The sequence below is a fragment of the Luteococcus sediminum genome (assembly GCF_054783495.1).
Genome location: NZ_BAAGQL010000013.1, coordinates 28,647 through 55,061 on the forward strand (window position 1 = coordinate 28,647; position 26,415 = coordinate 55,061).

Annotated in this window: 24 protein-coding genes and 2 pseudogenes; 11 read left to right on the forward strand and 15 right to left on the reverse strand. The window is 68.2% G+C overall.

The genetic code is table 11. From position 1 onward, the window contains the following. The first annotated feature begins 4 nt into the window (after positions 1-4). Genes ACYVKA_RS06925 through ACYVKA_RS06935 form a run of 3 tightly spaced genes read left to right on the forward strand, consistent with a single transcriptional unit; the run spans position 5 to position 2,356 of the window. Positions 5-817 carry an SURF1 family cytochrome oxidase biogenesis protein gene (locus ACYVKA_RS06925; RefSeq protein WP_460704111.1) on the forward strand — a complete coding sequence of 271 codons (813 nt, stop codon included), beginning with the start codon at positions 5-7 and terminating at the stop codon, positions 815-817. Next, positions 801-1,538, forward strand: a complete 738-nt coding sequence (locus ACYVKA_RS06930) for an SDR family oxidoreductase (RefSeq protein ID WP_394275005.1) — start codon at positions 801-803, stop codon at positions 1,536-1,538. Before ACYVKA_RS06925 ends, ACYVKA_RS06930 begins: the two co-directional genes overlap by 17 nt. 5 nt (positions 1,539-1,543) lie before the next feature. Next, positions 1,544-2,356, forward strand: coding sequence for a putative RNA methyltransferase (locus ACYVKA_RS06935; protein ID WP_460704113.1), 813 nt, complete (start codon positions 1,544-1,546; stop codon positions 2,354-2,356). A gap of 51 nt (positions 2,357-2,407) precedes the next feature. On the opposite strand, the gene ACYVKA_RS06940 is transcribed toward ACYVKA_RS06935, so the two are convergent. The 10 genes and pseudogenes from ACYVKA_RS06940 to ACYVKA_RS06985 form a co-directional block, all read right to left on the reverse strand. Further along, on the reverse strand, positions 2,408-4,267 hold the full coding sequence (locus ACYVKA_RS06940; RefSeq protein WP_460704115.1) for an ABC transporter ATP-binding protein: 1,860 nt from the start codon (positions 4,265-4,267) through the stop codon (positions 2,408-2,410). A 3-nt stretch (positions 4,268-4,270) separates the two neighbouring features. Beyond that, positions 4,271-5,050: a helix-turn-helix domain-containing protein gene (locus ACYVKA_RS06945; RefSeq protein ID WP_460704117.1), complete on the reverse strand. Its 780-nt coding sequence runs from the start codon at positions 5,048-5,050 to the stop codon at positions 4,271-4,273. A gap of 97 nt (positions 5,051-5,147) precedes the next feature. After that, the gene (locus ACYVKA_RS06950) at positions 5,148-6,746 is read right to left on the reverse strand and encodes an ABC-F family ATP-binding cassette domain-containing protein (protein WP_394276817.1); all 1,599 of its coding nucleotides are present in this window, start codon (positions 6,744-6,746) and stop codon (positions 5,148-5,150) included. A gap of 327 nt (positions 6,747-7,073) precedes the next feature. Next, positions 7,074-7,424, reverse strand: a complete 351-nt coding sequence (locus ACYVKA_RS06955; protein ID WP_394276824.1) for a metal-sulfur cluster assembly factor — start codon at positions 7,422-7,424, stop codon at positions 7,074-7,076. A gap of 122 nt (positions 7,425-7,546) precedes the next feature. Next, positions 7,547-8,005, reverse strand: a complete 459-nt coding sequence (sufU, locus tag ACYVKA_RS06960; protein ID WP_394276816.1) for a Fe-S cluster assembly sulfur transfer protein SufU — start codon at positions 8,003-8,005, stop codon at positions 7,547-7,549. Between the two features lie 183 nt (positions 8,006-8,188). After that, positions 8,189-9,418, reverse strand: a pseudogene (locus ACYVKA_RS06965) (cysteine desulfurase); the annotation flags it as partial. 74 nt (positions 9,419-9,492) lie between these two features. Next, positions 9,493-10,266 carry a Fe-S cluster assembly ATPase SufC gene (gene sufC / locus ACYVKA_RS06970; protein WP_394276815.1) on the reverse strand — a complete coding sequence of 258 codons (774 nt, stop codon included), beginning with the start codon at positions 10,264-10,266 and terminating at the stop codon, positions 9,493-9,495. A gap of 71 nt (positions 10,267-10,337) precedes the next feature. Then, a complete protein-coding gene (gene sufD / locus ACYVKA_RS06975; protein ID WP_460704877.1) occupies positions 10,338-11,567 on the reverse strand; it encodes a Fe-S cluster assembly protein SufD in 1,230 nt (409 codons plus the stop codon). An 83-nt stretch (positions 11,568-11,650) separates the two neighbouring features. After that, positions 11,651-13,099 (reverse strand): Fe-S cluster assembly protein SufB, encoded by a 1,449-nt coding sequence (gene sufB / locus ACYVKA_RS06980; RefSeq protein WP_460704119.1) that lies wholly within the window; start codon positions 13,097-13,099, stop codon positions 11,651-11,653. Then, a complete protein-coding gene (locus ACYVKA_RS06985; protein WP_460704121.1) occupies positions 13,092-13,850 on the reverse strand; it encodes a helix-turn-helix transcriptional regulator in 759 nt (252 codons plus the stop codon). Before ACYVKA_RS06985 ends, sufB begins: the two co-directional genes overlap by 8 nt. Positions 13,851-14,320: 470 nt before the next feature. Here ACYVKA_RS06985 and ACYVKA_RS06990 point away from each other — a divergent pair, with 470 nt between their 5' ends. From ACYVKA_RS06990 to ACYVKA_RS07000, 3 genes are all read left to right on the forward strand, one after another. Next, positions 14,321-15,436, forward strand: a complete 1,116-nt coding sequence (locus ACYVKA_RS06990; RefSeq protein ID WP_460704879.1) for a sugar ABC transporter substrate-binding protein — start codon at positions 14,321-14,323, stop codon at positions 15,434-15,436. Positions 15,437-15,540: 104 nt separating this feature from the next. Then, complete coding sequence (locus tag ACYVKA_RS06995; protein WP_460704123.1) at positions 15,541-17,142, forward strand: ABC transporter permease subunit; 1,602 nt, start codon at positions 15,541-15,543, stop codon at positions 17,140-17,142. A gap of 104 nt (positions 17,143-17,246) precedes the next feature. Continuing rightward, positions 17,247-18,104: a sugar ABC transporter permease gene (locus ACYVKA_RS07000; protein WP_460704881.1), complete on the forward strand. Its 858-nt coding sequence runs from the start codon at positions 17,247-17,249 to the stop codon at positions 18,102-18,104. A gap of 32 nt (positions 18,105-18,136) precedes the next feature. On the opposite strand, the gene ACYVKA_RS07005 is transcribed toward ACYVKA_RS07000, so the two are convergent. Both ACYVKA_RS07005 and ACYVKA_RS07010 read right to left on the reverse strand, forming a co-directional pair. After that, positions 18,137-18,706 carry a hypothetical protein gene (locus ACYVKA_RS07005; protein ID WP_460704125.1) on the reverse strand — a complete coding sequence of 190 codons (570 nt, stop codon included), beginning with the start codon at positions 18,704-18,706 and terminating at the stop codon, positions 18,137-18,139. Between the two features lie 12 nt (positions 18,707-18,718). Further along, positions 18,719-19,087, reverse strand: coding sequence for a hypothetical protein (locus ACYVKA_RS07010; RefSeq protein WP_460704127.1), 369 nt, complete (start codon positions 19,085-19,087; stop codon positions 18,719-18,721). A gap of 161 nt (positions 19,088-19,248) precedes the next feature. Between ACYVKA_RS07010 and thrC the strand changes: the two genes are divergently transcribed. From thrC to ACYVKA_RS07030, 4 genes are read left to right on the forward strand one after another with little or no spacing between them, the layout of a single operon-like run. Then, positions 19,249-20,688: a threonine synthase gene (gene thrC / locus ACYVKA_RS07015; RefSeq protein ID WP_460704129.1), complete on the forward strand. Its 1,440-nt coding sequence runs from the start codon at positions 19,249-19,251 to the stop codon at positions 20,686-20,688. A 16-nt stretch (positions 20,689-20,704) separates the two neighbouring features. Further along, complete coding sequence (locus ACYVKA_RS07020) at positions 20,705-21,469, forward strand: ABC transporter ATP-binding protein (protein WP_460704131.1); 765 nt, start codon at positions 20,705-20,707, stop codon at positions 21,467-21,469. Continuing rightward, positions 21,466-22,251 (forward strand): ABC transporter permease, encoded by a 786-nt coding sequence (locus tag ACYVKA_RS07025; RefSeq protein WP_460704133.1) that lies wholly within the window; start codon positions 21,466-21,468, stop codon positions 22,249-22,251. The genes ACYVKA_RS07020 and ACYVKA_RS07025 overlap by 4 nt, the downstream gene beginning before the upstream one ends. Further along, positions 22,239-23,147: a COX15/CtaA family protein gene (locus ACYVKA_RS07030; protein WP_394276806.1), complete on the forward strand. Its 909-nt coding sequence runs from the start codon at positions 22,239-22,241 to the stop codon at positions 23,145-23,147. Before ACYVKA_RS07025 ends, ACYVKA_RS07030 begins: the two co-directional genes overlap by 13 nt. Positions 23,148-23,159: 12 nt before the next feature. On the opposite strand, the gene ACYVKA_RS07035 is transcribed toward ACYVKA_RS07030, so the two are convergent. The 3 genes and pseudogenes from ACYVKA_RS07035 to ACYVKA_RS07045 all read right to left on the reverse strand — a co-directional run bounded on the left by ACYVKA_RS07035 (position 23,160) and on the right by ACYVKA_RS07045 (position 25,024). Then, entirely contained in the window at positions 23,160-23,624 is a 465-nt protein-coding gene (locus tag ACYVKA_RS07035; RefSeq protein ID WP_460704135.1) for an SDR family oxidoreductase, read from the reverse strand. A 61-nt stretch (positions 23,625-23,685) separates the two neighbouring features. Next, positions 23,686-23,907 (reverse strand): annotated as a pseudogene (locus ACYVKA_RS07040) (SDR family oxidoreductase); the annotation flags it as partial. A gap of 76 nt (positions 23,908-23,983) precedes the next feature. Further along, positions 23,984-25,024 (reverse strand): heme o synthase, encoded by a 1,041-nt coding sequence (locus ACYVKA_RS07045; protein WP_460704137.1) that lies wholly within the window; start codon positions 25,022-25,024, stop codon positions 23,984-23,986. Between the two features lie 142 nt (positions 25,025-25,166). Between ACYVKA_RS07045 and tal the strand changes: the two genes are divergently transcribed. Continuing rightward, positions 25,167-26,282, forward strand: coding sequence for a transaldolase (gene tal / locus ACYVKA_RS07050; RefSeq protein ID WP_394276803.1), 1,116 nt, complete (start codon positions 25,167-25,169; stop codon positions 26,280-26,282). The last annotated feature ends 133 nt before the right edge of the window (positions 26,283-26,415 follow it).

The window sequence follows — 26,415 nt, forward strand, 5'->3', positions numbered from 1 at the left end:
CCAGGTGAGGAAACTGTGGCTCAGGTGGACGGCGCTGGTGCTCTTCGTCGTGCTGCTGGCCGCCGCCTTCATCCGCCTGGGCGAGTGGCAGCTGCACCGCCTTGACTGGCGACGGGAGGTCAATGCCCGCATCGTCGCCTACCAGCAGCAGCCCGTGAAGCCCTACCAGGAGGTCTTCGGCGGCGAGGTGCGCGACGACCAGCAGTGGCAGCGGGTCAGGGTGCGTGGCACCTTTGACGCCGCCCACGAGATCCAGGCGATGTACCGCAACCAGGCCGACCAGGCCGGCAGTGAGGCGATCACGCCGATGCGCACCGAGCAGGGCGACTGGATCCTGGTCTCGCGCGGATTCCTGCCCCGCAGCCGGGGCGCCAACGAGGTGGCCGTGCTGCCCCCGCCGCCGAAGGGCACCGTCGAGGTGGTCGGCTATGTGCGGCGCAGCGAGAACGGCAAGCCCAATGCCATCACCCCCGTCGACGCCAAGGTACGGCTGGTCAACTCCGAGGCCATCAGCCAGACGCTGCCCTATCGGGCGCTCGACGGCTATGTGGGGGTCATCTCCTCCACCCCGCCCCAGGGAGGCGGCCTGGAGCCGATGGTGCCGCCCGAGCTCACCGAGGGCCCGCACCTGTCCTATGCGATGCAGTGGTTCACCTTCACCGTGATCGCCGTGGCCGGCGTCGGGGTGCTGATCCGCAACGACCTGCGCGACAAGCGTCGCGCCGAGGCGAAGGCGCAGCGCCTCGCCACACGCGAGCCGGAGCCCACTGCGGGCCCCGGGACCAACCAGGAGGATGACGATGCAACTCGGACTTGAGGACAAGGTCTTCGCGGTGACGGCCGCCAGCCAGGGGCTGGGGCTGGCCACCGCACGGGAACTGGTCGCCGAGGGTGCCCGGGTGGTGCTGGTCGCCCGGCGCGCTGAGGTGCTCCAGGAGCTCGGCGAGGAGCTGGACGCCGCCACGTTGGCCGCCGACCTGGCCGATCCGCAGACCCCTCAGAAGGCCGTGGAGACGGCGTTGGAACACTACGGGCGCGTCGACGGCGCGATGGTCAGCGTCGGTGGCCCTCCCAAGGGGACCGTCCTGGGCACCACCGACGAGCAGTGGCAGGGCGCTTTCGAGTCGGTCTTCCTGCCGGCCATCCGGATGGCCCGGGCGGTCTTCGGCGCCAATGAGCAGGCCACCATGGGATTCGTGCTGTCCACCTCGGCGAAGTCGCCGCTGGAGCAGATGGCCCCCAGCAATGGCCTGCGCCCCGGCCTCGCGATGCTCATCAAGCAGCTGGCCGACGAGGTGGGCCCGCAGGGCGGACGCGCCTTCGGCCTGATGCCCGGCCTGGTCGCCACCAGCAGGATCACCGACCTGTACTCCGGGGCCGAGGAGGAGCAGAAGGCCGCCGAGCGCGGGATCGCGCTGCGCCGCCTGGGCCGTCCGGAGGAGTTCGGACGCACCGCCTGCTTCCTGCTCTCCCCCGCCGCCTCCTATGTCACCGGCAGCCTGGTCGCCCTCGACGGCGGCGCGCTGCGTACGATCTGAGCCCCGTGGGCCTCGCACCGGTCACCTCCTGGCTTGCCTGCCCCACTTGTGGGCTGGCCCTCAGCCTCGACGAGCGCACCCTCGGCTGCCGCACCGGGCACCGCTTCGACCTGGCCCGGCAGGGGCACGTCAACCTGCTGGGCCGGGCCGCGCCCGCCAATGCGGACACCACCGAGATGGTGGCCGCCCGGGCCCGTTTCCTGGGTGCCGGGCACTACCAGCCGATCGTCGACGCCCTGGTGGCGCGCACCCGGTTGGCCCGCCGCATCGTGGAGGTGGGGGCCGGGACCGGCCACTACCTGGCGCGGGTGCTCGACGCCCACCCCGCGGCCACCGGCCTGGCCACCGACGTCTCGCCGATGGCGGCCCGACGCGCGGCCAAGGCCCATGACCGGATGGGATCGGTGGTGGCCGACACCTGGGCCGGGCTGCCCCTGCGCTCGGGCGTGGCCGACGCGCTGCTGTGCGTCTTCGCCCCGCGCAATCCCGTCGAGTTCGCCCGCGTCACCGGCCCCGGCGGCCTGTTGCTGGTGGTCACCCCGAATGCCGGCCACTTGACTCAGGCCCGGGAGCGCCTGGGCCTGCTGGGGATCGAGGAGGACAAGTTGGCGCGGCTGAACCGCAGCATGGCGGGCGCCTTCGAGGCCATCTGGAGCCAGCGGATCCGCTGGACCATGGACCTGGACGTCGGGTCGCTGCAGGACCTGGTGCAGATGGGGCCCAGTGCCTTCCACGAGCACGGCGAGGTGGTCGACGGACTCGAGGTGGACGCCGACGTGCAGCTGAGCATCTTTCGCCGCGCGGCACTGCAGCAGTAGTCGGCCCCGGCGCGGCTTGCCTGAGCCCTTTGGGCTGCGGCCGATGGGCTCTCAGTCGAACTGGGAGTGGTGCAGCTCCGCGTAGGCGCCACCGGCGGCCAGCAGCTCCGAATGGGTGCCGCGCTCGATGATGCGGCCGGCGTCGAGCACCAGGATCTGATCGGCTGCCCGCACCGTCGAAAGACGATGCGCGATCACCACCGAGGTGCGATCGGCCATCGCGGCATCGAGTGCATGCTGCACCGCCACCTCGCTCTCGGAGTCCAGGTGCGCCGTGGCCTCGTCGAGCACCACGATCGGCGGGGCCTTGAGCAGCAGCCGCGCGATCGCGAAACGCTGGCGCTCACCGCCCGACAGCCGGTAGCCGCGCTCCCCCACCATCGTGTCGAGCCCGTCGGGGAGCCGCTCCACCAGGTGCCAGATCTGCGCCGCCTGCAGGGCGCTGCGCATCTGCTCCTCGCTGGCCCCCGGCGCGCCGTAGGCGAGGTTCTTGCGGATCGTGTCGTGGAACATGTGGGCGTCCTGGGTGACGTAGCCGACCATCTCCTGCAGGCTCGCCATGGTCAGTTCGCGCACGTCGTCGCCGCCGATCCGCACGGCACCCCCGGTGACGTCGTAGAGGCGGGTGAGCAGGTTGGTGATGGTGGTCTTGCCGGCGCCTGAGGTGCCGACCAGTGCGACCGTCTGGCCCGGGGCGACGTGGAAGCTCACGTCGTCGAGCACCCGCCGGTTCTGCTGTTCCTTGCCCGGCGTGACCGGCTCCAGCGAGGTGAGCGAGAAGCTCTCGGGGTCAGGATAGGTGAAGTCGACGTGGTCGAAGTCGATCGAGGCGATACCGGAGGAGGCACGCGCCCCCGGGGCGTCCTTGATCAGCGGCTCCAGGTCGAGCACCTCGAAGACGCGCTCGAAGCTGACCAGGGCCGTCATCACGTCGACCCGCACATTGGTGAGCTGCACCAGCGGCCCGTAGAGGCGCGCCAGCAGCCCGGCCAGGGCTGTCAGGGTGCCGACGGTCAGGTTGCCGCCGATCGCCATCAGGCCGCCGACGCCGTAGACCAGCGCCGTGGCCAGGGCCGCCACCAGGGTGAGGGCGGTCATGAAGATGCGCCCGACCATTGCGGTGGTGACCCCGACCTCGCGCAGCTGGCCGGCGGTGCCCGCGAACAGGTCGTGCTCCTGCTGCGGACGTCCGAAGAGCTTGACCAGCAGGGCTCCCGAGACGGTGAAGCGTTCGGTCATCATCGCGGACATGTCGGCATTGAGCTGCATCGAGTCGCGGGTGAGCCCGGCGAGCCGGCCGCCGATGATGCGTGCCGGGATGATGAAGACGGGCAGCAGCACCAGCGCGGCCAGGGTGAGCTGCCAGCTCAGCGAGATCATCGCCACCAGCACCAGGACCAGCGAGATGACATTGCTCAGTACGCTCGACAGGGTCGTGGTGAAGGCGCGCTGGGCCCCGAGCACGTCGGATTGCAGGCGGCTGACCAGCTTGCCGGTGTGGGTGCGGCTGAAGAAGGCCAGCGGCATCGAGCTGACGTGGTCGAAGACCGAGGTGCGCAGGTCGTAGATCAGTCCCTCGCCGACGCGTGCCGAGCACCAGCGCTGCACCACGCCGAGGATCGCCTCCGCGACGGCCAGCGCGGCCACCACAAGGGAGAGCTCGACGACCACACCCCGGTTGCCCTGCAGGACGCCGTCGTCGACGATCCGCTTGAAGATCAGGGGCGGGGCCACCGCGACCACGGCGCCGAGGACCACGGTGAGCAGGAAGACCAGCAAGAGCCCCTTGTAGGGGGCGCCGTAGCCCATGACACGGCGCACCGTGCCGGGCGCCAGGTCGTGGTCCTTCACCGCCGGGTCCTTGCGCAGGCCACCCATCATTCGGCCGCCGGGGCCGCCCATGCCACTCATCGTCTACTTCGTGCTCCGGTCCTTCTTGTCCTTCTTGGACTTCTTGGGCTTGTCCTTCTTGGCGTCACCCTTGTCCTTCTTGGCCTTGTCCAACTTGACCTTGGACTTCTTGGCCTTGTCCAACTTGACCTTGGACTTCTTGGCGTCTGCCGCGGCCTCCTTGGCAGGCTTGACTGCCTTCTGCTTCTTGGTCTTCTTGTCCTTCTCGTCCTTGTCGTCCTTCTTGGCCTTGTCGTCCTTCTTGGCCTTGGTCGACTTCTCCACCTTCTTGGCCTTGTCGGCCTTGGCGGTGGCCTCGTCCACCTGCTTCTTGGCCTTGGTCGACTTCTCCGCCTTCTTGGCCACCTGCTCGTCGGCAACCGTCGTCCCGGCCGGAGCCTTGACCTTGGCAGAGGTCTTGCTGCTCCTGGCGGGCTTCGTCTGCTCGGCCGAAGGCGCTGTCTTGCTGGGCTTGGCCGGAGCGACCTCCTGCCCAGCCGCCGGCGTGGCTGGTGCAGCAGCGCTGGCCTTGGCCCGGGCAGGACGCGCCCCACCGCCCGCCACCCTGGCCCGGGCGGCACCGGCCGCGCCACGGGTGGCGCCGCCGCGGCCGCGAAGGGTCACGCCGGCCTCCTTCAACAGTCCCTGCACCCAACCGTAGGAGCGGCCCAGGTCCTCGGCCATCGAACGGATCGCCTCGCCGGCGGCATAGCGCTGCACCACCTCGTCGCGCAGTTGCGCGCGCAGTTCCCCGGTGATCCGCACACCGGCCGGAAGGGGTCGGGAGACCTGCTGTGCTGCCATCGCGAAACCTCTCGTCGAAGGATGCCCCCACCCCCGCCGGATGGAGGACCAAGATCAAAGTGAACCACGACATCCCGACCGGAGGAAGACGCAGCCCTCAGGCCAGGTGCACCAGATCGGAGTAGTCGGCGCTCCACAGGTCCTCGTCCCCGTCGGGCAGCAGCAGCACCCGGTCCGGGTCCAGGGCATCGACCGCCCCCGGGTCGTGCGTGACCAGCACGATCGCGCCCGTGTAGGTGGCGATCGCTGCCAGCACCTCCTCGCGGCTGGCCGGGTCAAGGTTGTTGGTGGGCTCGTCGAGCAGCAGCACATTGGCCGAGCTGACCACCAGCATCGCCAGGGCCAGACGGGTCTTCTCACCACCGGAGAGCACCCGGGCCGGCTTCTCCACGTCATCGCCGGTGAACAGGAAGCTGCCCAGCACCTTGCGGCACTCGGTGGCATTCATGTTGGGGGCACTGGCCACCATGTTCTCCAGCACCGAACTCGACAGGTCGATCAGGTCGTGCTCCTGGGCGAAGTAGCCGATCTTGAGGCCGTGGCCCGGGATCAACCGGCCCGTGTCGGACTCCTCCACGCCCGCGAGGATGCGCAGCATCGTGGTCTTGCCGGCACCGTTGAGGCCGAGGATGACCACCTTCGAGCCCTTGTCGATGGCCAGGTCGACGCCGGTGAAGACCTCCAACGAGCCATAGGACTTGCTCAGGCCCTCGGCCATCAGCGGCACCTTGCCCACCGGGGCAGGCTCCGGGAAGCGGATGCGCGCCACCTTGTCGGCATCGCGCTCGGCCTCCAGTCCGGACAGCATCCGCTCTGCACGGCGCTGCATGTTGTGCGCGGCCGCGGCCTTGGTGGCCTTCGCCCCCAGCTTGTCGGCCTGCAACAGCAGCTGGGAGGCCTTCTTCTCGGCATTGGCGCGCTCGCGACGGCGACGCTTCTCGTCGGTCTCGCGCTGCTTGAGATAGAGCTTCCACCCCATCGAGTAGATGTCGATCTCCGCCCGGTTCGCGTCCAGGTGGTAGACCTTGTTGACCGTCGCCTCCAGCAGGCCGGTGTCGTGGCTGATCATCAACAGCGCGCCGGGATAGGTCTTGAGGAAGTCGCGCAGCCAGGTGATCGAGTCGGCGTCCAGGTGGTTGGTGGGCTCGTCGAGCAGCAGGGTGTCGGCACCGGAGAACAGGATGCGGGCCAGCTCGATGCGGCGGCGCTGACCACCGGACAGGTTCTGCAGCGGCTCGGCGAGCACGCGGTCGGGCAGCGACAGGTTGGAGGCAATCCGGTGCGCCTCGCTCTCGGCGCCGTAGCCGCCGGCCGCGACGAACTGCGCCTCGGCCTTGCTGTACGCGGCCATGGCAGCCTCACGCTCGGCGCCTGTGGCGGTGCTCATCTTCTCTTCGAGCTCGCGCATCCTGACCATGGAACGGTCCAGGCCACGAGCGGACAGGATCCGGTCGCGCGCAATGGTGTGCAGGTCGCCGTCGCGCGGGTCCTGCGGCAGGTAGCCGAGCTGGCCGCCCCGGGTCACCTCACCGCCGGCCGGCATGCCCTCGCCGGCCAGGATCCGGGTGAGCGTGGTCTTCCCGGCACCATTGCGTCCCACCAGGCCGATCCGGTCACCGGGGATCACCTGGAAGGAGATGGGAGAGACGAGCAGTCGTGCGCCAGCGCGCACCTCGAGATCCTTGACTTGAAGCACCTGCCGATTCTTCCAGCTCACGGCCCGAGTACGAAAAACCATCGGTGGACAGTCCTGCGCAAATTCACAGTTTCAGGCAGAATCTCGTGCAGGAAAGGAATTCAGGGCCATCTCGATGGCCTGTGCACCTTTCCGGCCACCCCTCGGCGCGGCCAGTACGCCAGCGGCGGGCGGGAACCCCTGTGGGGGAGGTTCCGGCCCGCCGTTGGTCACTCTCGACAGCCGAGGCCGAGCGGCATGTTCACCAAGGATCACGAAGGCCCGGCCGCCCATGGTTTCCCATCGGCGTCCGGACCCTGTGGTTGGTCAAGATCTCGACGGCTCGAATCAGACGTTGAAGCCGATCGAGCGCAGCTGCTCGCGGCCGTCGTCGCTGATCATCTCCAGCGACCACGGCGGCAGCCAGACCCAGTTGATCGTCACCTTGTTCACGAGGCCCTCGAGGACGCTCTGAGTGTCGTACTCGATGCGGTCGGTGAGCGGACAGGTGGGACTGGTCAGCGTCATGTCGATCGTGCAGTTGGCCTGCTCGTCGATGTGGATGCCGTAGACCAGGCCGAGGTCGACGACGTTGACCATCAGCTCGGGGTCGACCACGTCACGCATGGCCTCCTCGAGGTCCTCCACGGTGGGCAGCGAGGCCGACGGGGTGGTGCTGGGAAGCTCGTCCTTGACCAGGTCGGACGGGCGGGGCTCGGCCGGCTGCCCGGTGGCAGGCTGCTCCGGCTGCGCCACAGGCTCCTGGGGCGTCTCGGTGGTGGACAAGGGTCCTCCTTCTTCGGTGGGATTGACGTTCGTGGTCACTGCTCTGCCCCCTGGGCCGGGCCCGACTGCGCGCGCAGGACGGCGTCACGGGCGGCCGACCAGCCGAGCATGGCGCACTTGACGCGGGCCGGGAACTGGGAGACGCCGACGAAGGCGATCCCGTCCTCAAGCCGGTCCTCGTCCGGCTCGGCCTTGCCCTGGCTCTGCATCATCTCGAGGAACTCGTCGTGCAGGGCCATGGCATCGTCGATGGGGCGGTCGATGAGCAGCTCGCTCATCACGCTGGTGGAGGCCTGGGAGATGGAGCACCCCTCGGCGTGGTAACTGACATCGGCGATGCGGTCGCCGTCGAGCTCCACGCGCAGGGTGATCTCGTCTCCACAGGACGGGTTCACGTGGTGAACCTCTGCCCCGAAGGGCTCGCGCAGGCCGGAGTTCAGCTTCTCCCGGTAGTGGTCCAGGATGATCTCCTGGTACATCTGCTCGACACTCATGGCCGCTCTCTCCGTTCGACACTCATGGCCGCTCTCTCCGTTCGACACTCACCGCTGCTCCTCAGAGGTCTTCGTGTTCGCCTCGACGGACGCGTCGTGCTCCACCGTCTCGCTGCGGTCGAAGTTCTTGCGACGCTCCTCGCGGCGACGACGGATGCTGCTGCCGGTGGCCGCGGCGAAACGGCCGGCGAAGAAGTCGCGGGTCCACTCCAGCGCATCGGCCAGGGCGTCGACCTCCTCCAGCGTCGTGTAGAGGTAGCCGGAGGCACGCACCGAGGACTGGATGCCCAGTCGCTCGTGCAGCGGACGCGCGCAGTGGTGGCCGCCGCGCACCGCGATGCCCTTGCTGTCGAGCATCTGCATGATGTCGTGCGGATGCACCTGGTCGAGGGTGAAGGAGACCGCTCCCCCACGCTCGACCGCCTCGGTGGGCCCCAGGATGCGCAGGCCCTCGATGGCCCCCAGGCGCTGCAGCATGTGGCTGGTGACCTGCTGCTCGTGCTCGGCGATGGCATCCATGCCGAGCGCGGCCACGTAATCGATCGCGGCTGCCAGGCCGACAGCCTGGACGATCGGCGGCGTGCCGGCCTCGAAGCGGTGCGGCGGCGGGGCGAAGGTGGAGCCCTCCATCCGCACCACCTCGATCATCTCGCCGCCCCCCAGAAAGGGCGGCAGGCTCTCCAGGAGTTCGCCGCGCCCCCACAGGACGCCGACCCCGGTGGGTCCGCAGATCTTGTGGCCGGTGAAGACCAGCACGTCGCAGCCCAGCTCGGTGACGTCGGTGGCGCGCTGCGGAACTCCCTGCGAGCCGTCGACCACGACCAGGGCACCGACGGCGTGCGCCTGCTCGGCAATGGTGGCGATCGGATTGACGGTGCCCAGCACATTGCTGATCCAGGTGAGCGAGACGATCTTGGTCCGCTCGTTCACCAGCCCGTTGCGCTCGGCCGCCTCAAGATCAAGACGCCCCTCCTCGGTGACGTCGAACCAGCGCAGGGTCGCACCGGTGCGCTCGCAGACCAGCTGCCAGGGGACGATGTTGGAGTGGTGCTCCATGACGCTGACCAGCACCTCGTCGCCCGGCTGGAGCCGGGCACCCAGGGTGTTGGCGGCCAGGTTCAGGGCCTCGGAGGCGTTCTTGGTGAAGACCACCTCGTCGGCGCTGGCGGCACCGATGAAGTCGGCGATGCGGGCCCTCGCACCCTCGAAGGCACCGGTGGCCTCGCCGCCGAGCATGTGCATGGCCCGGGCCACGTTGGCATTGTGCTGCAGGTAGTGGTTGCTGATCGCATCGACCACCTGCTGCGGCTTCTGCGAGGTGTTGGCGCTGTCGAGGTAGACCAGCGGATGCTCCCCCACGGTGCGGGAGAGGATCGGGAAGTCGCCTCGGATCCTCGTGAGGTCAAGGTTCACGAGTGTCCTCCTTCTGGCTGGGGATGGTGGGGCCGCCGGACGACGGCCCCACCGGTCGGCTGGTGAGTGCCGGGTCAGGCCTGCGCGTCGGCCTGGGCCTGCTTGATGTACTTCTCGTAGCCCTCGACCTCGAGGCTCTCGGCCAGCTCCTTGCCACCCTCGGCGACCATGCGGCCGTCGACGAAGACGTGCACGTGGGTGGGGTTCACGTAGCGCAGGATGCGGGTGTAGTGGGTGATCAGCAGCACGCCGCGATCGCCCTGGGCGCTGAAGCGGGAGATGCCGTCGCTCACCACGCGCAGCGCGTCGATGTCGAGGCCCGAGTCGGTCTCGTCGAGGACGGCGACCTTCGGGTTCAGCAGCTCGAGCTGGGCGATCTCGTGGCGCTTCTTCTCGCCACCGGAGAAGCCCTCGTTGACCGAGCGGGAGCTGAACTCCTTGTCCAGCTGCATCTTCTCGAGCGCGGCGTTGACGTCCTTGACCCAGGTGCGGACCTTGGGGGCCTGGCCGTCGATGGCGGTCTTGGCGGTGCGCAGGAAGTTGGCGACGCTGACGCCGGGCACCTCCACGGGGTACTGCATGGCCAGAAAGAGGCCGGCGCGGGCACGCTCGTCGACGCTCATCTCGGTCAGGTCCTGGCCGTCGAGCAGCACCTGGCCCGAGGTGATCGTGTACTTGGGGTGCCCGGCGATCGAGTAGGCCAGGGTGGACTTGCCCGAGCCGTTCGGGCCCATGATGGCGTGCACCTCGCCGTCATTGATGGTCAGGTTGACGCCCTTGAGGATCGGCTTGGGGCCGGTCTCGGTCTCGACGTCCACGTGCAGGTCGATGATTTCCAGCTTCGACATTGTGGTTCTCCGTAGTTCTTGGGCGGTTTGGGCGCCGGGCCCGGGGCCGCAGTCTGTGTGGTGGGTGTGGCTCAGGCCTGGACGGTGTCGATGAAGGCGAGTTCCTTCTCGACGGTCTCCATCAGGCGCTGCTCGATCTCGGGGATCCCGACGCGGCGGATGATCTCGACGAAGAAGCCCTGGACGACCAGGCGTCGGGCATCGCGCTCGGAGACGCCGCGGCTCATCAGGTAGAAGAGTTGGTTGTCGTCGAAGCGACCCGTGGTCGAGGAGTGGCCGGCATCGGCGATCTCGCCGGTCTCGATCTCCAGGTTGGGCACGCTGTCGGCCTTGCAGCCGTCGGTGAGCACGAGGTTCTTGTTGGCCTCGTAGGTCTCGATGCCCTCGGCAACCTTGCGGATCAGCACGTCACCGATCCACACCGAGTGCGCGCCCTCGCCCTGCAGCGCCCCGCGGTAGTCGACGTTCGACTTGGTGCGCGGTGCGTTGTGGTCGACGAAGATGCGGTGCTGGACGTGCTGCCCGGCGTCGACGAAGTACAGGCCGTACTGCTCGAGCTGGCCGCCGGGGCCGGCATAGCGCACGTCCTCCTGCAAGCGCACCAGGTCGCCACCCAGGGAGGCGGTGATCAGGCGCACGTGGGCGTCGCGGCCCACCAGCACGGAGCGCTGCCCACCGTGGACGGCGCCGTCGGCCCAGTCCTGCAGGGTGACCAGGGTCACCTGGGCGCCGTCACCGACGCGCAGGTCCAGCTTCTCGGCGAAGTTGGCGCTGCCCTCGAAGCGCATCACCAGGGTGGCCTTGGCGAAGTTGCCGATGGTCACCACGGTGTGCTCGCTGACTGTGCCGCCCTGGCCGGTGCCGGTGAGCACGATCGGGCTGGTCAGCTCGGTCTCGGCCGGGACATCGATCCGCACGCCGTAGGCGGCATTGGCCGCCGCCAGGGCGCTGAGACGGTCCAGCGGCGCCTCGACGGCGAGCTCACGGGCCTCGTCCTTGCTGATCTGCTGCAGGGTGGCACCCTCGGGCAGCTCCACCTTCCAGTCGAGGTTGTCGCTGGTCGGGCCGGCGCCCAGCAGCGGCGCGACGCGCTTCATCGGGGTGAAACGCCAGACCTCCTCGCGCCCCTGGGGTTCGGGGTGGTCGTCGAGGTCCCACGAGGGCGTGGGGTGCAGGTGGCTGGCGACGGTCTCGATCGCGGCGGCGACGGCCGGGGTGACGGCCTCGGGCGTGGTGACCTCGCGGCCATCGTCACCGGTGGTGGGGTCGGATCCGTCCGGACGGGTGTCCGCTTCGGGCATGCTCACGTGTGCTTCCTTTGTGCTGGTTGCGCTCTGTGCTGGTTGAGCCGTGCAGGCTCTCGAGTGGTCGGAGGGCGTCGGCATCAGCCGACGGCGCCCTCCATCTGGAGCTCGATGAGGCGGTTGAGCTCGAGGGCGTACTCCATCGGCAGCTCACGCGCGATGGGCTCGACGAAGCCACGCACGATCATCGCCATCGCCTCGTCCTCCTCGAGACCGCGCTGCATCAGGTAGAACAGCTGGTCATCGGAGACCTTGGAGACGGTGGCCTCGTGGGCCATCGACACGTCGTCCTCGCGCACGTCCACGTAGGGATAGGTGTCCGAGCGCGAGATCTGGTCCACCAGCAGGGCGTCGCACTTGACGCTGGAGGCCGAGTGCGAGGCACCCTCCTGCACCTCGACCAGGCCGCGGTAGCTGGAGCGGCCGCCGCCACGGGCCACCGACTTGGAGATGATCGAGCTGGAGGTGTGGGGAGCGCAGTGCACCATCTTGGAGCCCGCGTCCTGGTGCTGGCCCTCGCCCGCGAAGGCGATCGAGAGGGTCTCACCCTTGGCGTGCTCGCCCATCAGATAGACGGCCGGGTACTTCATGGTCACCTTGGAGCCGATGTTGCCGTCGATCCACTCCATCGTGGCGCCCTCCTCGCAGGTGGCGCGCTTGGTGACCAGGTTGAAGACGTTGTTCGACCAGTTCTGGATGGTGGTGTAGCGAACGCGGGCGTTCTTCTTGACCACGATCTCGACCACGGCCGAGTGCAGCGAGTCGGACTTGTAGATCGGCGCGGTGCAGCCCTCGACGTAGTGCACGTAGGAGCCCTCGTCGGCGATGATCAGCGTGCGCTCGAACTGGCCCATGTTCTCGGTGTTGATGCGGAAGTAGGCCTGCAGCGGGATCTCCACGTGGACGCCCTTGGGGACGTAGATGAAGGAGCCGCCCGACCAGACGGCCGTGTTCAGGGCCGAGAACTTGTTGTCACCGGTGGGGATGACGGTCCCGAAGTACTCCTCGAAGAGCTCGGGGTGCTCCTTGAGTGCGGTGTCGGTGTCGAGGAAGACGACGCCCTGGCGCTCCAGCTCCTCGTTGATCTTGTGGTAGACCACCTCGGACTCGTACTGGGCGGCCACGCCGGCCACCAGGCGGGCCTTCTCGGCCTCCGGGATGCCCAGCTTGTCGTAGGTGTTCTTGATGTCCTCGGGCAGGTCCTCCCAGCTCTGGGCCTGCCGCTCGGTGGAGCGCACGAAGTACTTGATGTTCTCGAAGTCGATCTCCGACAGGTCGGCACCCCAGGTGGGCATCGGCTTGCGTTCGAAGAGCTTGAGGCCCTTGAGGCGCCGTTCCAGCATCCACTCGGGTTCGCTCTTGAGCTCGGAGATGTTGCGCACGACGCCCTCGTTGAGGCCACGCTGCGCGGAGGCACCGGCGGTGTCGGCGTCGTGCCAGCCGAAGCGGTAGTTGCCCAGGGCGTCCAGGTGCTCGTCCTGCGAGGCCCCGGTGCCCGGGACGACCGGCTTGTTCTGCAGGTCAGTCATTGTCATTGGCCTTTCGATTGGATGCTTCGTGCTGGTTCGGGTCCTCGCCCTTCGGGCGCGACCCCTCCCTGTCGAGGAACGGAATGTGGGTCGTACAAATTCCGTCCCCGTGGGCGATGGTGGCCAGGCGCTGGACATGGCTGCCCAGCAGTCGGCTGAAGAGTTGGGTCTCGGCCTCACACAGCTGCGGGAACTCCTGGGCCACGTGCGCGACCGGGCAGTGGTGCTGGCACAGCTGTTCGCCCACCACGCCGTGCCCGGTGATTTCTGTGGGCCGCACGCTGGCGACGTAGCCGTCGGTGTTCAGGGCCTGTGCGAGCACCTCGGGTGCGGGAGCCTCCGGGTTCTCGGCGCGGATGCGGTGGTAGGCGGCCTCGACGTCGGCGACGCGCTGTTCGGCCAGGGCGCTGACGGCGGTGGGTCCGGCAGCACGCACCAGCTGGCGCAGTGCCTGCAGGGCCAGTTCGTCATAGGCCTGGTAGAAGTTGCGCCGGCCTGCGTCGGTGAGCGCGAAGACCTTGGCGGGGCGCCCCCGTCCGCGGACCCCGTAGACTCGCTGCTCGCGGGCCTCGATGTGACCCTGCTCCACCAGCACGGCCAGGTGGCGCCGGATGGCGGCGGGGGTCAGCATCAGGCGTTCGCCAAGTTCCACGGCGGTACTGGGGCCCTGTTCCAGAATGGAGCGCACGACGCGGTCACGGGTGGTGTCGTCTTCTTCCGCCTCGAAGACACCCGTCTGCGGCGGGCGCACGGCTGTCTCGTCGGTTTTCACAACATCTTGTTTACCTAATTGCGCCGCTTCCCACAAGCAAGCCTTGCCTAAGTCGGGCCTGGTCCACGATTCGACCCTCAATCGCCCACCATCCGGTCGCTTCAGAAGACCTTCAGGAGAATGTGGGCGATCGGGGCCCTCCTGCCATTTGAACCATCCAGTGACCATGACATGATGTCTCCAGCGTGCGGCAGCGGTGCCGCATGGCGTCAACCGTGTGCGGGACGCCTGGACGACGAAGGCCCAGGCCGGCACGAAAGAAAGGCACGACAATGAGCTACATCCTTGGCCGCCGCGGCTTCATCGGCATGGCCGGCCTCGCCGTGGGCGCCACCGCCCTGACCGCCTGTGGCGGCGGCGAGACCACCGCCACCTCCACCACCACGACGACCACCACCAGCACCCCGGCAGCCGGCGGCTCCGCGCCCGCCAATGCCGGCAGCATCACGGTGTGGACCGACTCCAACCGCGAGCCCGTCCTCAAGCCGCTGGCCGCCAAGTTCAAGGCCGACACCGGCGTCAGCATCAAGCTCGTCGTCAAGGACTTCGGCAAGCTGGCTGACGACTTCGTCACCCAGGTGCCCACCGGCAAGGGCCCCGACGCCTCGATCATGCCGCACGACGCCACCGGCCGACTGGTGCAGAACGGCGTCGTCGCCCCCATCGAGCTGGGCGATGCCTCCGCCTTCGAGGACGTCTCCGTCCAGGCCTTCACCTACGGCGGCCAGGTCTACGGCCTGCCCTACTCCACCGAGTCGATCGCCATCCTGCGCAACACCGCGCTGGCCCCCGAGAAGACCCCGGCCACCTTCGACGAGATGATCGCCGAGGGCAAGAAGATCGTCGCCGGCGGCAAGGCCAAGTACCCCTTCCTGGTGGGCCTGGATCCCAAGACCGCCGATCCCTTCCACCTGTACCCCTTCCAGACCTCCTTCGGCGCCCCGATCTTCGAGCTGGGCGACAAGGGCTTCGACGCCAGCAAGGTCGCCATGGGCGGCGACAAGGGTGCGCAGTTCGCCCAGTGGCTGGCCGATCAGGGCAAGGCCAAGGTGCTGAACCTGAACATGACCCAGGACATCGCCAAGGCCCAGTTCTTCGCCGGCAAGGCCCCCTACTTCCTCAGCGGCCCCTGGAACCTGGCCGATGCCAAGAAGGCCGGCATCAAGTACGCCGTCGACGCCATCCCGAAGGCCGGCGACCAGGACGCCCAGGCCTTCGTGACCGTCCAGGGCTTCGTGATGAGCGCCAAGACCCAGAACTCGGTGGCCGTCCAGACCTTCCTGAACGACTACATCGGTTCCGCCCAGGTGCAGACCGACCTCTACAAGGCCGGCCTGCGCGCCCCCGCCAACAAGGAGGCCTACGAGGCCGCCAAGGCCGATGCCGACGTCGCCGCCTTCGGTGCCGTGAGCGCCATGGGTGTCCCGATGCCCAACATCCCCGCCATGAGCGGCGTGTGGACCGACTGGGGCACCGCCCAGGCGCAGATCATCGGCCAGAAGGCCTCCAACCCCGGCCAGGTGTGGGAGAAGATGGTCACCACGCTCAACAGCAAGATCAAGTGACCTCGTCGCTTGACTGAACCCGGAGGGCTTCGGGGCTGACCAGCCGTCGGCCCCGAAGCCCTCCGGCACTTCCGGGCACCCACCACCAGAACCAGCGAAGGACCATGAACGCCACACTCTCACCGGCCGACCGCGAGACCGCGGTCTCCAAGGCCCAGGCCACCTACTCGTCCGGGCCGCTGCCCTGGATCATCAAGATCGCCGTGCTCGGCATCCTCGACGCCTTCCTGGTCCTGGGTGCGATCACCGCCGTCGGGGCTTCGGCCTGGTGGATCCTCGCAGCCATCGTCGTGCTGCTGGTCCTGCTCAACGGCATCTACCTGCCCCCCAACCGCTTCCTGCCGGCCAAGTACCTCTTCCCGGGCCTGGTCTTCCTGTCGATCTTCTCGATCGGCGTGATCCTCTACACGGTCTACATCTCCTTCACCAACTACGGCGACGGTCACAACTCGTCGAAATCGGACGCGATCAGCGCGATCCAGGCCAACAACACCGCCCGCGTGCCCGACTCGCCCACCTACACCTCGGCCGTGGCCCTCAAGGACGGCAAGCTCGTGCTGCTGGTGGTCGACCCGGCCACCAAGCAAGTCAAGGCCGCCCCGGACGGCGGCGTGCTGGCCCCCGTCGAGGGCGTGCAGGTCACCAGCATCGGCGGCATCAAGGAGGCCCCCGGCTACCAGGTGCTGAGCTTCTCCGACATCACCCAGCGCTCCAAGGAGATCGGGGCCTTCAAGGCTAAGATGGACGAGGACCCGAACTCGGGCTTCATCCGCACCACCACCGGCACCAAGGCCTTCGAGTACAAGTCGACGCTCAGCTATGACCAGGCCAAGGACACCTTCACCGACGCCAAGGGCACCGTCTACTCCGACTCCGGCAAGGGCTCCTTCGTCAGCGCCGACGGCCAGCGCATCGAACCGGGCTGGAAGGTGGGCGTCGGCTTCGAGAACTTCACGCGTGCCTTCACCAATCCCGACATCCGCGGGCCCTTCCTCAAGGTGACGGCCTGGACCTTCGCCTTCGCCTTCCTCAGCGTCGCCACCACCTTCGCCCTGGGCCTGTTCCTGGCGATCATGTTCAACGAGCCCCGGATGCGTGGCCAGAAGGTCTACCGCGTCGCGATGATCCTGCCCTATGCCTTCCCCGGCTTCCTGTCGGCACTGGTCTGGGCGGGCCTGTTCAACCAGGAGTTCGGTTTCATCAATGAGGTGCTGCTCAGCGGGGCCCGCATCCCGTGGCTGACCGACCCGGTCTGGGCCAAGGTGTCCGTGCTGCTGGTGAACCTGTGGCTGGGCTTCCCCTACATGTTCCTGGTGGCCACCGGCGCCCTGCAGTCCATCCCCGACGACGTCCTCGAGGCGGCCCGGATGGACGGCGCGAGCCCCTGGCAGACCTTCCGCCAGATCAAGCTGCCGCTGCTGATGGTGCCGCTGGCGCCGCTGCTGATCAGCTCCTTCGCCTTCAACTTCAACAACTTCGTGCTGATCTTCCTGCTCACCAATGGCGGCCCGCAGTTCCAGGGCACCTCGCTGACCGCAGGCCACACCGACCTGCTGATCTCGATGGTCTTCAAGGTGGCCGGCTTCGCCGGAGGCAACCATGACTACGGCCTGGCCAGCGCCTTCAGCATCATCATCTTCTTCCTGATCGGCGGGATCTCCTACCTCGCCTTCCGCCAGACCAAGACCCTGGAGAACCTGAACTGATGTCCACCCCACTCGAGAACTCGCGCGTCGACGGACCGGCCGAGGTCGGACGCACCCTGCAGGCCCATGACGGCAGCCACATCACGCTGCCGCCCCAGCCCAAGATGGGCTTCGGCAAGTGGATGGCGGTGATCGGCTGGCGCCACGTCATCGGGCTGCTCGCCGTCGTCTTCTCCGCCTTCCCGTTGGTCTACGTCCTGTCGGCCTCGCTGAACCCGTCCGGCACCCTGACCGGCTCGAACAAGCTCTTCGACGCCGTCAGTCTGGACAACTACCGCAAGCTGCTGACCGACACCAGCCGTCCGTACATGAAGTGGTACGTCAACACCATCGTCATCGCGGCGGTCTCGGCCATCGGCACCGTGCTGATCGGCGCCTGCGCCGCGTATGCCTTCAGCCGGATGCGGTTCAAGGGCCGCCGCCCCGGCCTGATGGCGCTGTTGCTGGTGCAGATGTTCCCGGCCCTGCTCACCGTGGTGGCGATCTTCCTGCTGCTCACCAACCTGGGCGATGTCTTCCCCCAGATCGGCGTCGGCTCCCGCCTGGCACTGATCCTGGTCTACCTGGGTGGCGCCCTGGGCACGAACACCTACCTGATGTACGGCTTCTTCAACACGGTCCCCGCCTCGCTCGACGAGGCGGCCCGCGTGGACGGCGCCGGCCACGCGCGCATCTTCTTCACCATCATTCTGCGCCTGGTGGCACCGATCCTCGCCGTGGTGGCGCTGCTGAGCTTCAACGGCACCTTCACCGAGTTCGTGATCGCCTCGGTGGTGCTGGGCAATGACTCGTCGAAGTCCACCCTGGCCATCGGCCTGTACCAGTACGTCTCGACGGAGAACAACACCTACTGGCCGATCTTCTCCGCCGGAGCCGTGCTGGCCGCCATCCCCGTGATGGTGCTCTTCCTGTGGCTGCAGAAGTACATCGTCAGCGGCCTGACTGCCGGTGCGGTGAAGTAGCCATCACCCCCTGGGGCCTCACAGGGTCCACTTCACAGGGGCCACGTCTCCGGCGCCGAGGACGGGCGGATCACCAGACCGGTGATCCGCCCGTTGCGGTTCACCTGCACCTTGAGCACCAGCTCGCCGTGCTCGTGCACCAGTTCTGCCCGCCCCACGGCGGGAGCCCGCACCGGCCCTTCGGGCAGGCGCTCCCCCGCCGGGCCATGGCAGCCCACACTGCCGATGGCTACCGGATCTCCGTAGCTGCCGAGTATATCGCTCCAGACGCTCGACACCACGCGGGCGGTGAGCTGGCGGGAACAGGCCTGGGTCATCCGGGAGCGCAGGCGCCCGAAGTCACCGGCGCCGAGGTCAGCCGCCGCCTCGCGGGTGAGGGAGGGGAGGTCGACAGGGGGGACGGTCTCCAGGGCATCGCCGGTCTCGGGGTCGGTCGGGTGACCGAAACGCTTGAAGGCGGCCTGACGGGTCACGCCGAGCACGTCGGCCACCTCCTGCCAGGTACGTCCCTGGGAGCGCGCCCGACGGACGCTGTCGTGCAGCTCCTGTTCGGCCTGTGAGAGCCGGTCCAGGGCCTGCGCGATGGCGTCGAGTGAATCCATCAGTCCAGTCTGTCACCCGTCGTGGGGTCCTCCGCGGACTGCGTCGGCGAGGCACCGGGCATCAGGGCGCCTGCGCCCAGGGCGGCGAAGATCCCCCAGATGGCGGCCATTCCCGGCATGTCGGTGAACAGCAGCAGCGCGGCGTAGGCGACCACTGCCCCCCACCACCAGCTGGACATTCTTGGCGCGACGCCAGGCCGCGTCGCCGGAGAGGGCGAATGGCCTGCCCGTCGCCGGGGCGCACCAGGCGCCCAGCACGAGGGCGAGGGCTGCGACGAGGGCCACCAGCACGGCCGTGAGGGAGAGCTGCCCCTGGAAGGGCCGGCAGAACAGGACGGTGAGGACGGCCATGACGGCCACGGAGGTCTGCATCGGGTTCATGCGACCACCCTCCCCGCCAACCCCAGTCATGTCACCCCTGGTTGACATTCACACGATTGGTCACCCGGGCCTTGCCTGCCGGCCTCCCGTTGCTTGCTGCGTCGTCACCCACGTTCTGGGATGTCCCCAGCCCGACGACGCCGCGCGGCTAGGGTTGGCGCGTGCGCTACATCTCCACCCGGTCCACGTCCACGTCGCGTCCCTTCTGCGAGATCCTGCTCGAGGGCCTGGCCCCCGACGGTGGCCTCTACCTGCCCGAGAGCTACCCGCAGATCGGCGACCGTCTGGGAGAGCTGCGCCAGGTATGGCACCGCGACGGCTATGCCGGCCTGGGCTTCACGCTCCTGTCGGAGTTCATCGACGACATCCCCGCCGACGACCTGCGCGGCATCTGCGAGCGCGCCTGGAACCGCGAGGTCTTCGGCACCGAGGAGGTCGTGCCGGTCAGCCAGCTGGGCGACGGGCTGTGGATCACCCACCTGTCCAATGGCCCCACCGCCGCCTTCAAGGACATGGCGATGCAGCTGCTGGGCCAGCTCTTCGAGTACGAGCTCGGCCGTCGCGGCCGCGAGCTGAACATCCTGGGCGCCACCAGCGGCGACACTGGATCGGCTGCCGAGTACGCGATGCGGGGCCGCGAGCACGTGCGGGTCTTCATGCTCACCCCCGCCGGGCGCATGACCCCCTTCCAGCAGGCCCAGATGTTCAGCCTGGACGACCCGTCGATCGTCAACATTGCCGTCGACGGCGTCTTCGACGACTGCCAGGACCTCGTCAAGGCCGTCAGCAATGACCTCGCCTTCAAGGCCAAGCACTCGATCGGGGCCGTGAACTCGATCAACTGGGCGCGCCTGGTGGCCCAGGTGGTCTACTACGTCGCCGCCTGGGTCCAGGTGAGCGAGCGCGACGACCAGCGCGTCAGTTTCTGCGTCCCCAGCGGCAACTTCGGCAACATCTGCGCCGGACACGTCGCGCGCCAGATGGGGCTGCCGATCGACCGCCTCGTGCTGGCCACCAACGAGAACAATGTGCTCGACGAGTTCTTCCGCACCGGCGTCTACCGGGTGCGCACCTCCGCCGAGACCCACGAGACCTCCAGCCCGAGCATGGACATCAGCAAGGCCAGCAACTTCGAGCGCTTCGTCTTCGACCTGCTGGGCCGCGACGCCGAGCGCACCCACCAGCTCTTCGCCGAGGAGCTGGTACGCGAAGGCTCCTTCGACCTGTCGGGCACGCCCGAGTTCCAGTCGCTGGCCGAGGACTTCGGTTTCCTGTCCGGCTCCTCGACCCATGCCGACCGAGTCGCCACCATCCGCGAGGTCTGGGAGGACGACCAGGTGGTCGTCGACCCGCACACCGCCGACGGGGTGACGGTGGCCCGCCGCGCGCTGGGGGCAGGAAGCCTCGAGGCTCCCGTCATCGTCCTGGAGACGGCCCTGCCGGTGAAGTTCTCTGCCACCATCACCGAGGCGCTGGGCCGCGAACCGGAGATGCCGGCCGCCTTCTCCGGCATCATGGAGCTGCCGCGCCACGTCGTCGAGCTGCCCAAGGACGTGAGCGCCCTCAAGGAACTCATCGTCGACCGGCTGGCCGAGGGCTGAGGTCTAGACTGCAGCGGTGATCCAAAGCCAAGACACTGCCGGGGAGAGGCCTGCGCTCGAACTGAGTGATGTCGTCGTCTCCTTCGGTCACACCCAGGCACTGCAGGGCCTGAGCCTGCGGGCCGCGCGCGGTCAGATCACCGCCGTCCTCGGGCCCAATGGGGCCGGCAAGACGACGATGATCCGCTGCTGTACCGGTTTGGTGGCCCCCGAAGCTGGTCAGATCCGGGTGCTGGGCCATGCCGCCGGAAGCCCCGAGGCTGCCTCCCGCATCGGGCTGATGCCGCAGTCGACCGGTGCGTGGAGCGGGATCGGCGCCGAGGAGCTGCTGCACTACCTCGCGGGGCTCTATGCCAACCCGCAGCCCGTCGACGAGCTGATCGAGCTGCTGGGCATCAACGACTTCCGCCGCACCCCCTACCGTCGCCTCTCGGGCGGGCAGCAGCAGAGCGTCAACCTTGCTGGTGCGCTGGTGGGCCGGCCCGACCTGGTCTTCCTCGACGAGCCCACCGCCGGCATGGACCCGCACGTGCGCCGGCACACCTGGCAGGTGATCCGCACCCTGCGCGACCACGGCGTCGCCGTACTGCTCACCACCCACGCGATGGACGAGGCCGAACGGCTGGCCGACCATGTCTGGATGGTGGACCAGGGAAGGGTCGTGGTCAGCGGGACCGTCACCGAACTCACCCGGGAGGCTCCCCTCGAGGATGTCTTCCTGCTCAACACCACCGCACGCGTCGGGACGCCCGAGGGTCGCGGACGGAGGAGACGCCGATGATCACCGACAAGCCCTTGGAGACCGCCCTGGACTTCACCCCGGGCAGCGCCCCCGCACAGCCTTCCCGGATGGTGCTCAACCATGCCCTCACCGAGGCGAAGCTGATCCTGCGCAATGGGGAACAGCTGATGGTCGCCCTGCTGATCCCGCTGGGGCTGCTCTTGTTCGGGCACTTCGCCCGGGGGCGCTATGGCATCACCGCGGAGCACATCGCCCCGAATGTGATGGCCCTGGCCGTGTGGAGCTCCTGCTTCACCTCGCTGGCGATCGCTACGGCCTTCGAGCGCCGCTACGGCGTGCTGGAGCGGCTCTCAGCCACCCCCTTGGGCCACGGCGGGCTGCTCGCCGGCAAGGCCGTCGGCATCGCCATGATCGCCACGGGCCAGTTCCTGCTGCTCGGCGCCGTCGCCCAGGCGCTGGGCTGGCACATCCACCCCTCACCGTGGCAGTGGCCGATCATGCTCGTCTCGGTGCCGCTGGCCATGTTCGTCTTCGCCAACCTGGCACTCGCGATGGCCGGGCTGTTGCGGGCCGAGGCCACCTTGGCCTTCGCCAACATCTTCTACCTCGTGGGCCTGGTGGCCGGCGGCATCATGTGGCCGGTCAGTTCCTTCCCCCACGCCCTGCAGCCGGTGATCGCCTCGCTCCCGACAGGGGCACTCGGTGAGGTGCTGCGGCACTGGACCACCGGCGGCGTCACCTGGTACTCCCTCCTGGTCCTGGTCATCTGGGCCGTCGTGGCCCACCTCATCGCCCGAAAGGCCTTCCGATGGACGTCCTAGCCCCCAGTTCACCCGTTGCCGAGAAAGGTGGGCCCTTCGGCACCCGCACGGCCCTGCGCCGCTGGACGATCGCCAACCTGGTGGCCAACATCGGCATCATCGTCACCGGCGCGGTGGTGCGGCTGACCGGCTCCGGCCTGGGCTGTGACACCTGGCCCAAGTGCAGCGAGGACAGCTACACCGCCCACCCCGCGCTCGGCTGGCACTCGTATGTAGAGTTCGGCAACCGCACCCTCACCTTCGTGCTGCTGGCCATCGCCATCGCCACCTTCGTCACGGCCATCCGTTCCGGCGCACCGCAGCGCGAGCGCACGCTCGCGCTGCTCATCCTGCTCGGCATTCCCTTCCAGGGCGTGATCGGCGGCATCACCGTGCTCACCCACCTGAACCCGTGGGTGGTGGCACTCCACCTGCTGCTGTCGGTGATGCTGATCGCCTGGTGCGTGAAGCTGGTGCAGCTCAGCGGTGACGGGAATCCGGTCGTGGTGGAGCCGTTGCACCGACGTCTGGTCGTGATCACCTTCTGGCTGCTGATGTTCGGCCTGTGGCTCGGCACCGTGGTCACCGGGGCCGGACCCCATTCCGGCGACAACGGCGTGGCACGTAACAACCTGGACATCGAGACCATGGCCAAGGCCCACGCCTGGACCATCTGGGCCGTCGTCGGCTTCACCATCGGCCTGCTGGCGCTGGCCGTCAGGACCCAGAACGTGCGCCTTCGCAACATGGTCGCCTGGCTGCTGGCCGCCGAGCTGCTGCAGGGTGCCATCGGCTACGCCCAGTACTTCAACGGCCTCCCACTGGGTCTGGTGATCTGCCACATGCTCGGCATCGGCCTGGTGACCACGGCGGCGAGCTGGCTCTACTACGGCACCCGCAGCGGCCTGCCGGCCTGACTGCCCCGCCGCTCACCCCCTGGAGGGGTTGAAACCGCCGTCGCTGTACAGGCGCTGGCCATTGATCCAGCGTCCCTGTTCGGAGAGCAACCACGCCACGAGGTTGGCAGCAGTCTGGGGACTTCCCAGCTGCCCACCGGGCGTCATGGCGCTGAGTTTCCTCCGGGTCTCGGCGTCCATCCAGCCGGTGTCGATCGGTCCGGGGTTGACGACATTGCAGCGCACCCCTCGCTGGGCCAGCTCGGTGGCCCCGGCGATGACGAGCCGGTCCAGTGCCCCCTTGGTGACGCCATAGGGCAGGTTGAAGGCCACGTGGTCACTGGTCAGCGCCACCACGGAGCCGCCGTCGGGGCCGACCTGCGCGGCAAAAGCGCGGGTGAGAAGCCACGGTGCCCGAACGTTCACGGCGTAGTGCCGGTCGAAGCTCTCGACGGTGGTGCTGAAGTAGTCCGAGTCCACGCTCTCGCAGTGGCTCATCCACCAGGGCTGACAGCACTCCCAGTTCTGCCTCGGCCCGCTCGACCAGTCTTGCAGGCACCTCCGGCTCTGCCAGGTCTCCTGGGAGCAGGGCGACCTCGACGCCCCGGGAACGCAACTCCTCCGCGAGCAGTTCTACGTCGGAATCCTCACGCATCACGCGCCGGTCGTAGTCAGCGTGGTAGCCCAGGGCGAGGTTCCAGCCATCGTGGGCCAGCCTGCGGGCAATGGCGGCCCCAATCCCCCGGCGACGCCCCACCCCCGTGACGAGTGCTGCATGCATGCTGTCCTCCTCTCCCGTGGACAAGTACCTCCGGCAGGCGGCCGACGACGCCACGGGGGTCAGAAGATCAGGTGGATCAGAAGATCAGCGGGTCGATCGCGATAGCCAGGAAGAGGACCGCAATGTAGCTGTTGGAGAAGTGGAACAGGCGCATCGCCTTGAGCTCCGAGTCACGCTTGCCCTGCTTGGCACGTACCAGCAACTGCCAGGCCTCCCAGATGAACCAGGCACCCGAGGCGGCCGCCACCGCCGGGTAGAGCCAACCGGTGTGCGCCACCGGCCACAGCGCCAGCGTGGTGGCCACTGTGGCAATCGTGTAGGCCATGATGCGACGGGCCACCCCCACGGCATCCATCACCACGGGCAGCATCGGCACCTCGGCCGCGGCATAGTCCTCGCGGTAACGGAAGGCCATGGCCCAGGTGTGGGGCGGGGTCCAGAAGAAGACCACCAGGAAAAGGATCAGCGGTTCCCAGTCGACCCGGCCGGTGATCGCGGTCCAGCCGATCAGGGGCGGGAAGCAGCCGGCGATGCCACCCCACACGATGTTCTGGCTGGTGCGGCGCTTCAGCCAGAGCGTGTAGACGAAGACGTAGAAGGCGTTGGCCGCCAGCGCCAGTCCCGCCGAGAGCCAGTTCGCTCCCAGGCCGAGTACCAGCGTCGAGACGATCGCCAGGACGATCGCAAAGATCCAGGCATTGCGGGTTGACACTTGGTGGCGGGGCATCGGCCGGCGGCGCGTGCGGCGCATCTTCTCGTCGATGTCGGCGTCCAGGATGCAGTTGAAGGCATTGGCGCTGCCCGCGCTGAGCATGCCGCCCATCATCGTCCAGAAGGCCACGCCCAAGTGGGGCACGCCCCTGGCAGCCAGGAACATCACCGGCAGCGTGGTGGTGAGCAGCAGCTCGATGATGCGGGGCTTGGTCAGGGCCACATAGGCCTTGACCACGTCACCGGTGGTGGCCGGGCGATCCGCGCTGTCGAGTGCCGGGTCGCTGGTCGCGCCGTCGCCGAAGGTGCGCCGATCGGCGGTGTGGTGCGTGGTCACGAAACTCATTCCTCCCCCGGGCGCGGCGACGGCCAGCTTGCCCGCCCCGGCCCAGACGGGCGGGGTCAACTCGGCAGAGTCTACGTCGACTTCGGCCCAAAACCGATTTCGTGCCAAGGCAGGCAACACGCGTCCACCTGTTGGCCGCACACCGCGGGCCGACTAGCGTCGAGGGTGGCGCAATGATCCCCACGAGTTTCCAGGAGGAAGCGTGAACGAGCGACTCGAGAAGCTGGCCGAGGCCGGCGTGTCCATCTGGCTGGACGACCTCTCCCGCAGCCGGCTGACCAGCGGAAGCCTGGCCGAGATGATCGAGCAGAAGTCGGTCACCGGTGTCACCACCAATCCCAGCATCTTCGCCACCGCCCTGGGCGACAGCGAGTCCTATGCCGAGCAGCTCGCCGAGCTCGTCGCCGCCAATCCCGAACTCGACGCCGAGGACGCCATCCGGGAGCTCACCACCACCGACGTGGCCGATGCGTGCGACCTGTTCAGCGACCTCAACGAAGAGACCGACGGGGTCGATGGCCGGGTCTCGATCGAGGTGGCCCCCGACCTGGCGATGGATGCCGAGGCCACCGTCGAGCAGGCCGTGGAGCTCTTCGAGAAGGTCGACCGCTCCAATGTGCTGGTCAAGATCCCGGCCACCGTCCCGGGGCTGGAGGCCATCCGTCGCGTGATCGGCCAGGGCATCAGCGTCAACGTGACCCTGATCTTCTCCATCGAGCGCTACCGCGACGTGATGGACGCCTGGATGTCGGGCCTCGAGGATGCCCTGGAGGCCGGCCTGGACATCGACGAGATCCACTCGGTGGCCAGCTTCTTCGTCTCCCGGGTCGACTCCGAGGTGGACAAGCGCCTCGACGAGATCGGCACCGACGAGGCCCGCGCGCTCAAGGGACGGGCCGCGCTGGCCAATGCCCGCATCGCCTACGCCGCCTGGCTCGAGGTGATGACCTCCGAGCGCTGGGGTCGCCTCAAGCTGCGCGGGGCGCACCCACAGCGTCCGCTGTGGGCCTCCACCGGCGTCAAGGACCCCGCCCATCCCGACACCATGTACGTCTCCGGCCTGGTGGCCGAGGACTGCGTCAACACAATGCCCGAGAAGACCATGGAAGCCTTCGCCGACCACGGCGAGACGGATGGTGACACCATCACCGAGGCCATCGACGAGGCCGTCGAGACCATGGGGGCCCTGGCATCGGTCGGGATCGACATGGATGACGTGGTCACCCAGCTCGAGGAGGAGGGCGTGTTCAAGTTCGTGACCTCCTGGGAGGAGCTTGTGGGTACCGTAGGGGCAGCAGTGGAGGCCGCAAAGGCCTGACCAGCTTCACCTCGACGGCCCGGGCCGGCAGGCGGTGCCGGTCCGGGCCGTCCTGTGTCCCCACTCCACACAGACCCGACAGGAGCCCCCGTGCGCGACGACGAACGCATCAATCCCCTCCGCGACCCACGCG

Coding starts and splice junctions, on each gene's coding strand:
- ACYVKA_RS06930 (WP_394275005.1), top strand. CDS start 801: ATGCAACTCGGACTTGAGGACAAGGTCTTCGCGGTGACGGCCGCCAGC.
- ACYVKA_RS06940 (WP_460704115.1), bottom strand. CDS start 4,267: ATGAGTGGCATGGGCGGCCCCGGCGGCCGAATGATGGGTGGCCTGCGC.
- ACYVKA_RS06945 (WP_460704117.1), bottom strand. CDS start 5,050: ATGGCAGCACAGCAGGTCTCCCGACCCCTTCCGGCCGGTGTGCGGATC.
- sufU (WP_394276816.1), bottom strand. CDS start 8,005: ATGAGTGTCGAGCAGATGTACCAGGAGATCATCCTGGACCACTACCGG.
- sufC (WP_394276815.1), bottom strand. CDS start 10,266: ATGTCGAAGCTGGAAATCATCGACCTGCACGTGGACGTCGAGACCGAG.
- sufD (WP_460704877.1), bottom strand. CDS start 11,567: ATGCCCGAAGCGGACACCCGTCCGGACGGATCCGACCCCACCACCGGT.
- sufB (WP_460704119.1), bottom strand. CDS start 13,099: ATGACTGACCTGCAGAACAAGCCGGTCGTCCCGGGCACCGGGGCCTCG.
- ACYVKA_RS06995 (WP_460704123.1), top strand. CDS start 15,541: ATGAACGCCACACTCTCACCGGCCGACCGCGAGACCGCGGTCTCCAAG.
- ACYVKA_RS07000 (WP_460704881.1), top strand. CDS start 17,247: ATGGGCTTCGGCAAGTGGATGGCGGTGATCGGCTGGCGCCACGTCATC.
- ACYVKA_RS07005 (WP_460704125.1), bottom strand. CDS start 18,706: ATGGATTCACTCGACGCCATCGCGCAGGCCCTGGACCGGCTCTCACAG.
- ACYVKA_RS07010 (WP_460704127.1), bottom strand. CDS start 19,087: ATGAACCCGATGCAGACCTCCGTGGCCGTCATGGCCGTCCTCACCGTC.
- ACYVKA_RS07025 (WP_460704133.1), top strand. CDS start 21,466: ATGATCACCGACAAGCCCTTGGAGACCGCCCTGGACTTCACCCCGGGC.
- ACYVKA_RS07030 (WP_394276806.1), top strand. CDS start 22,239: ATGGACGTCCTAGCCCCCAGTTCACCCGTTGCCGAGAAAGGTGGGCCC.
- ACYVKA_RS07035 (WP_460704135.1), bottom strand. CDS start 23,624: ATGAGCCACTGCGAGAGCGTGGACTCGGACTACTTCAGCACCACCGTC.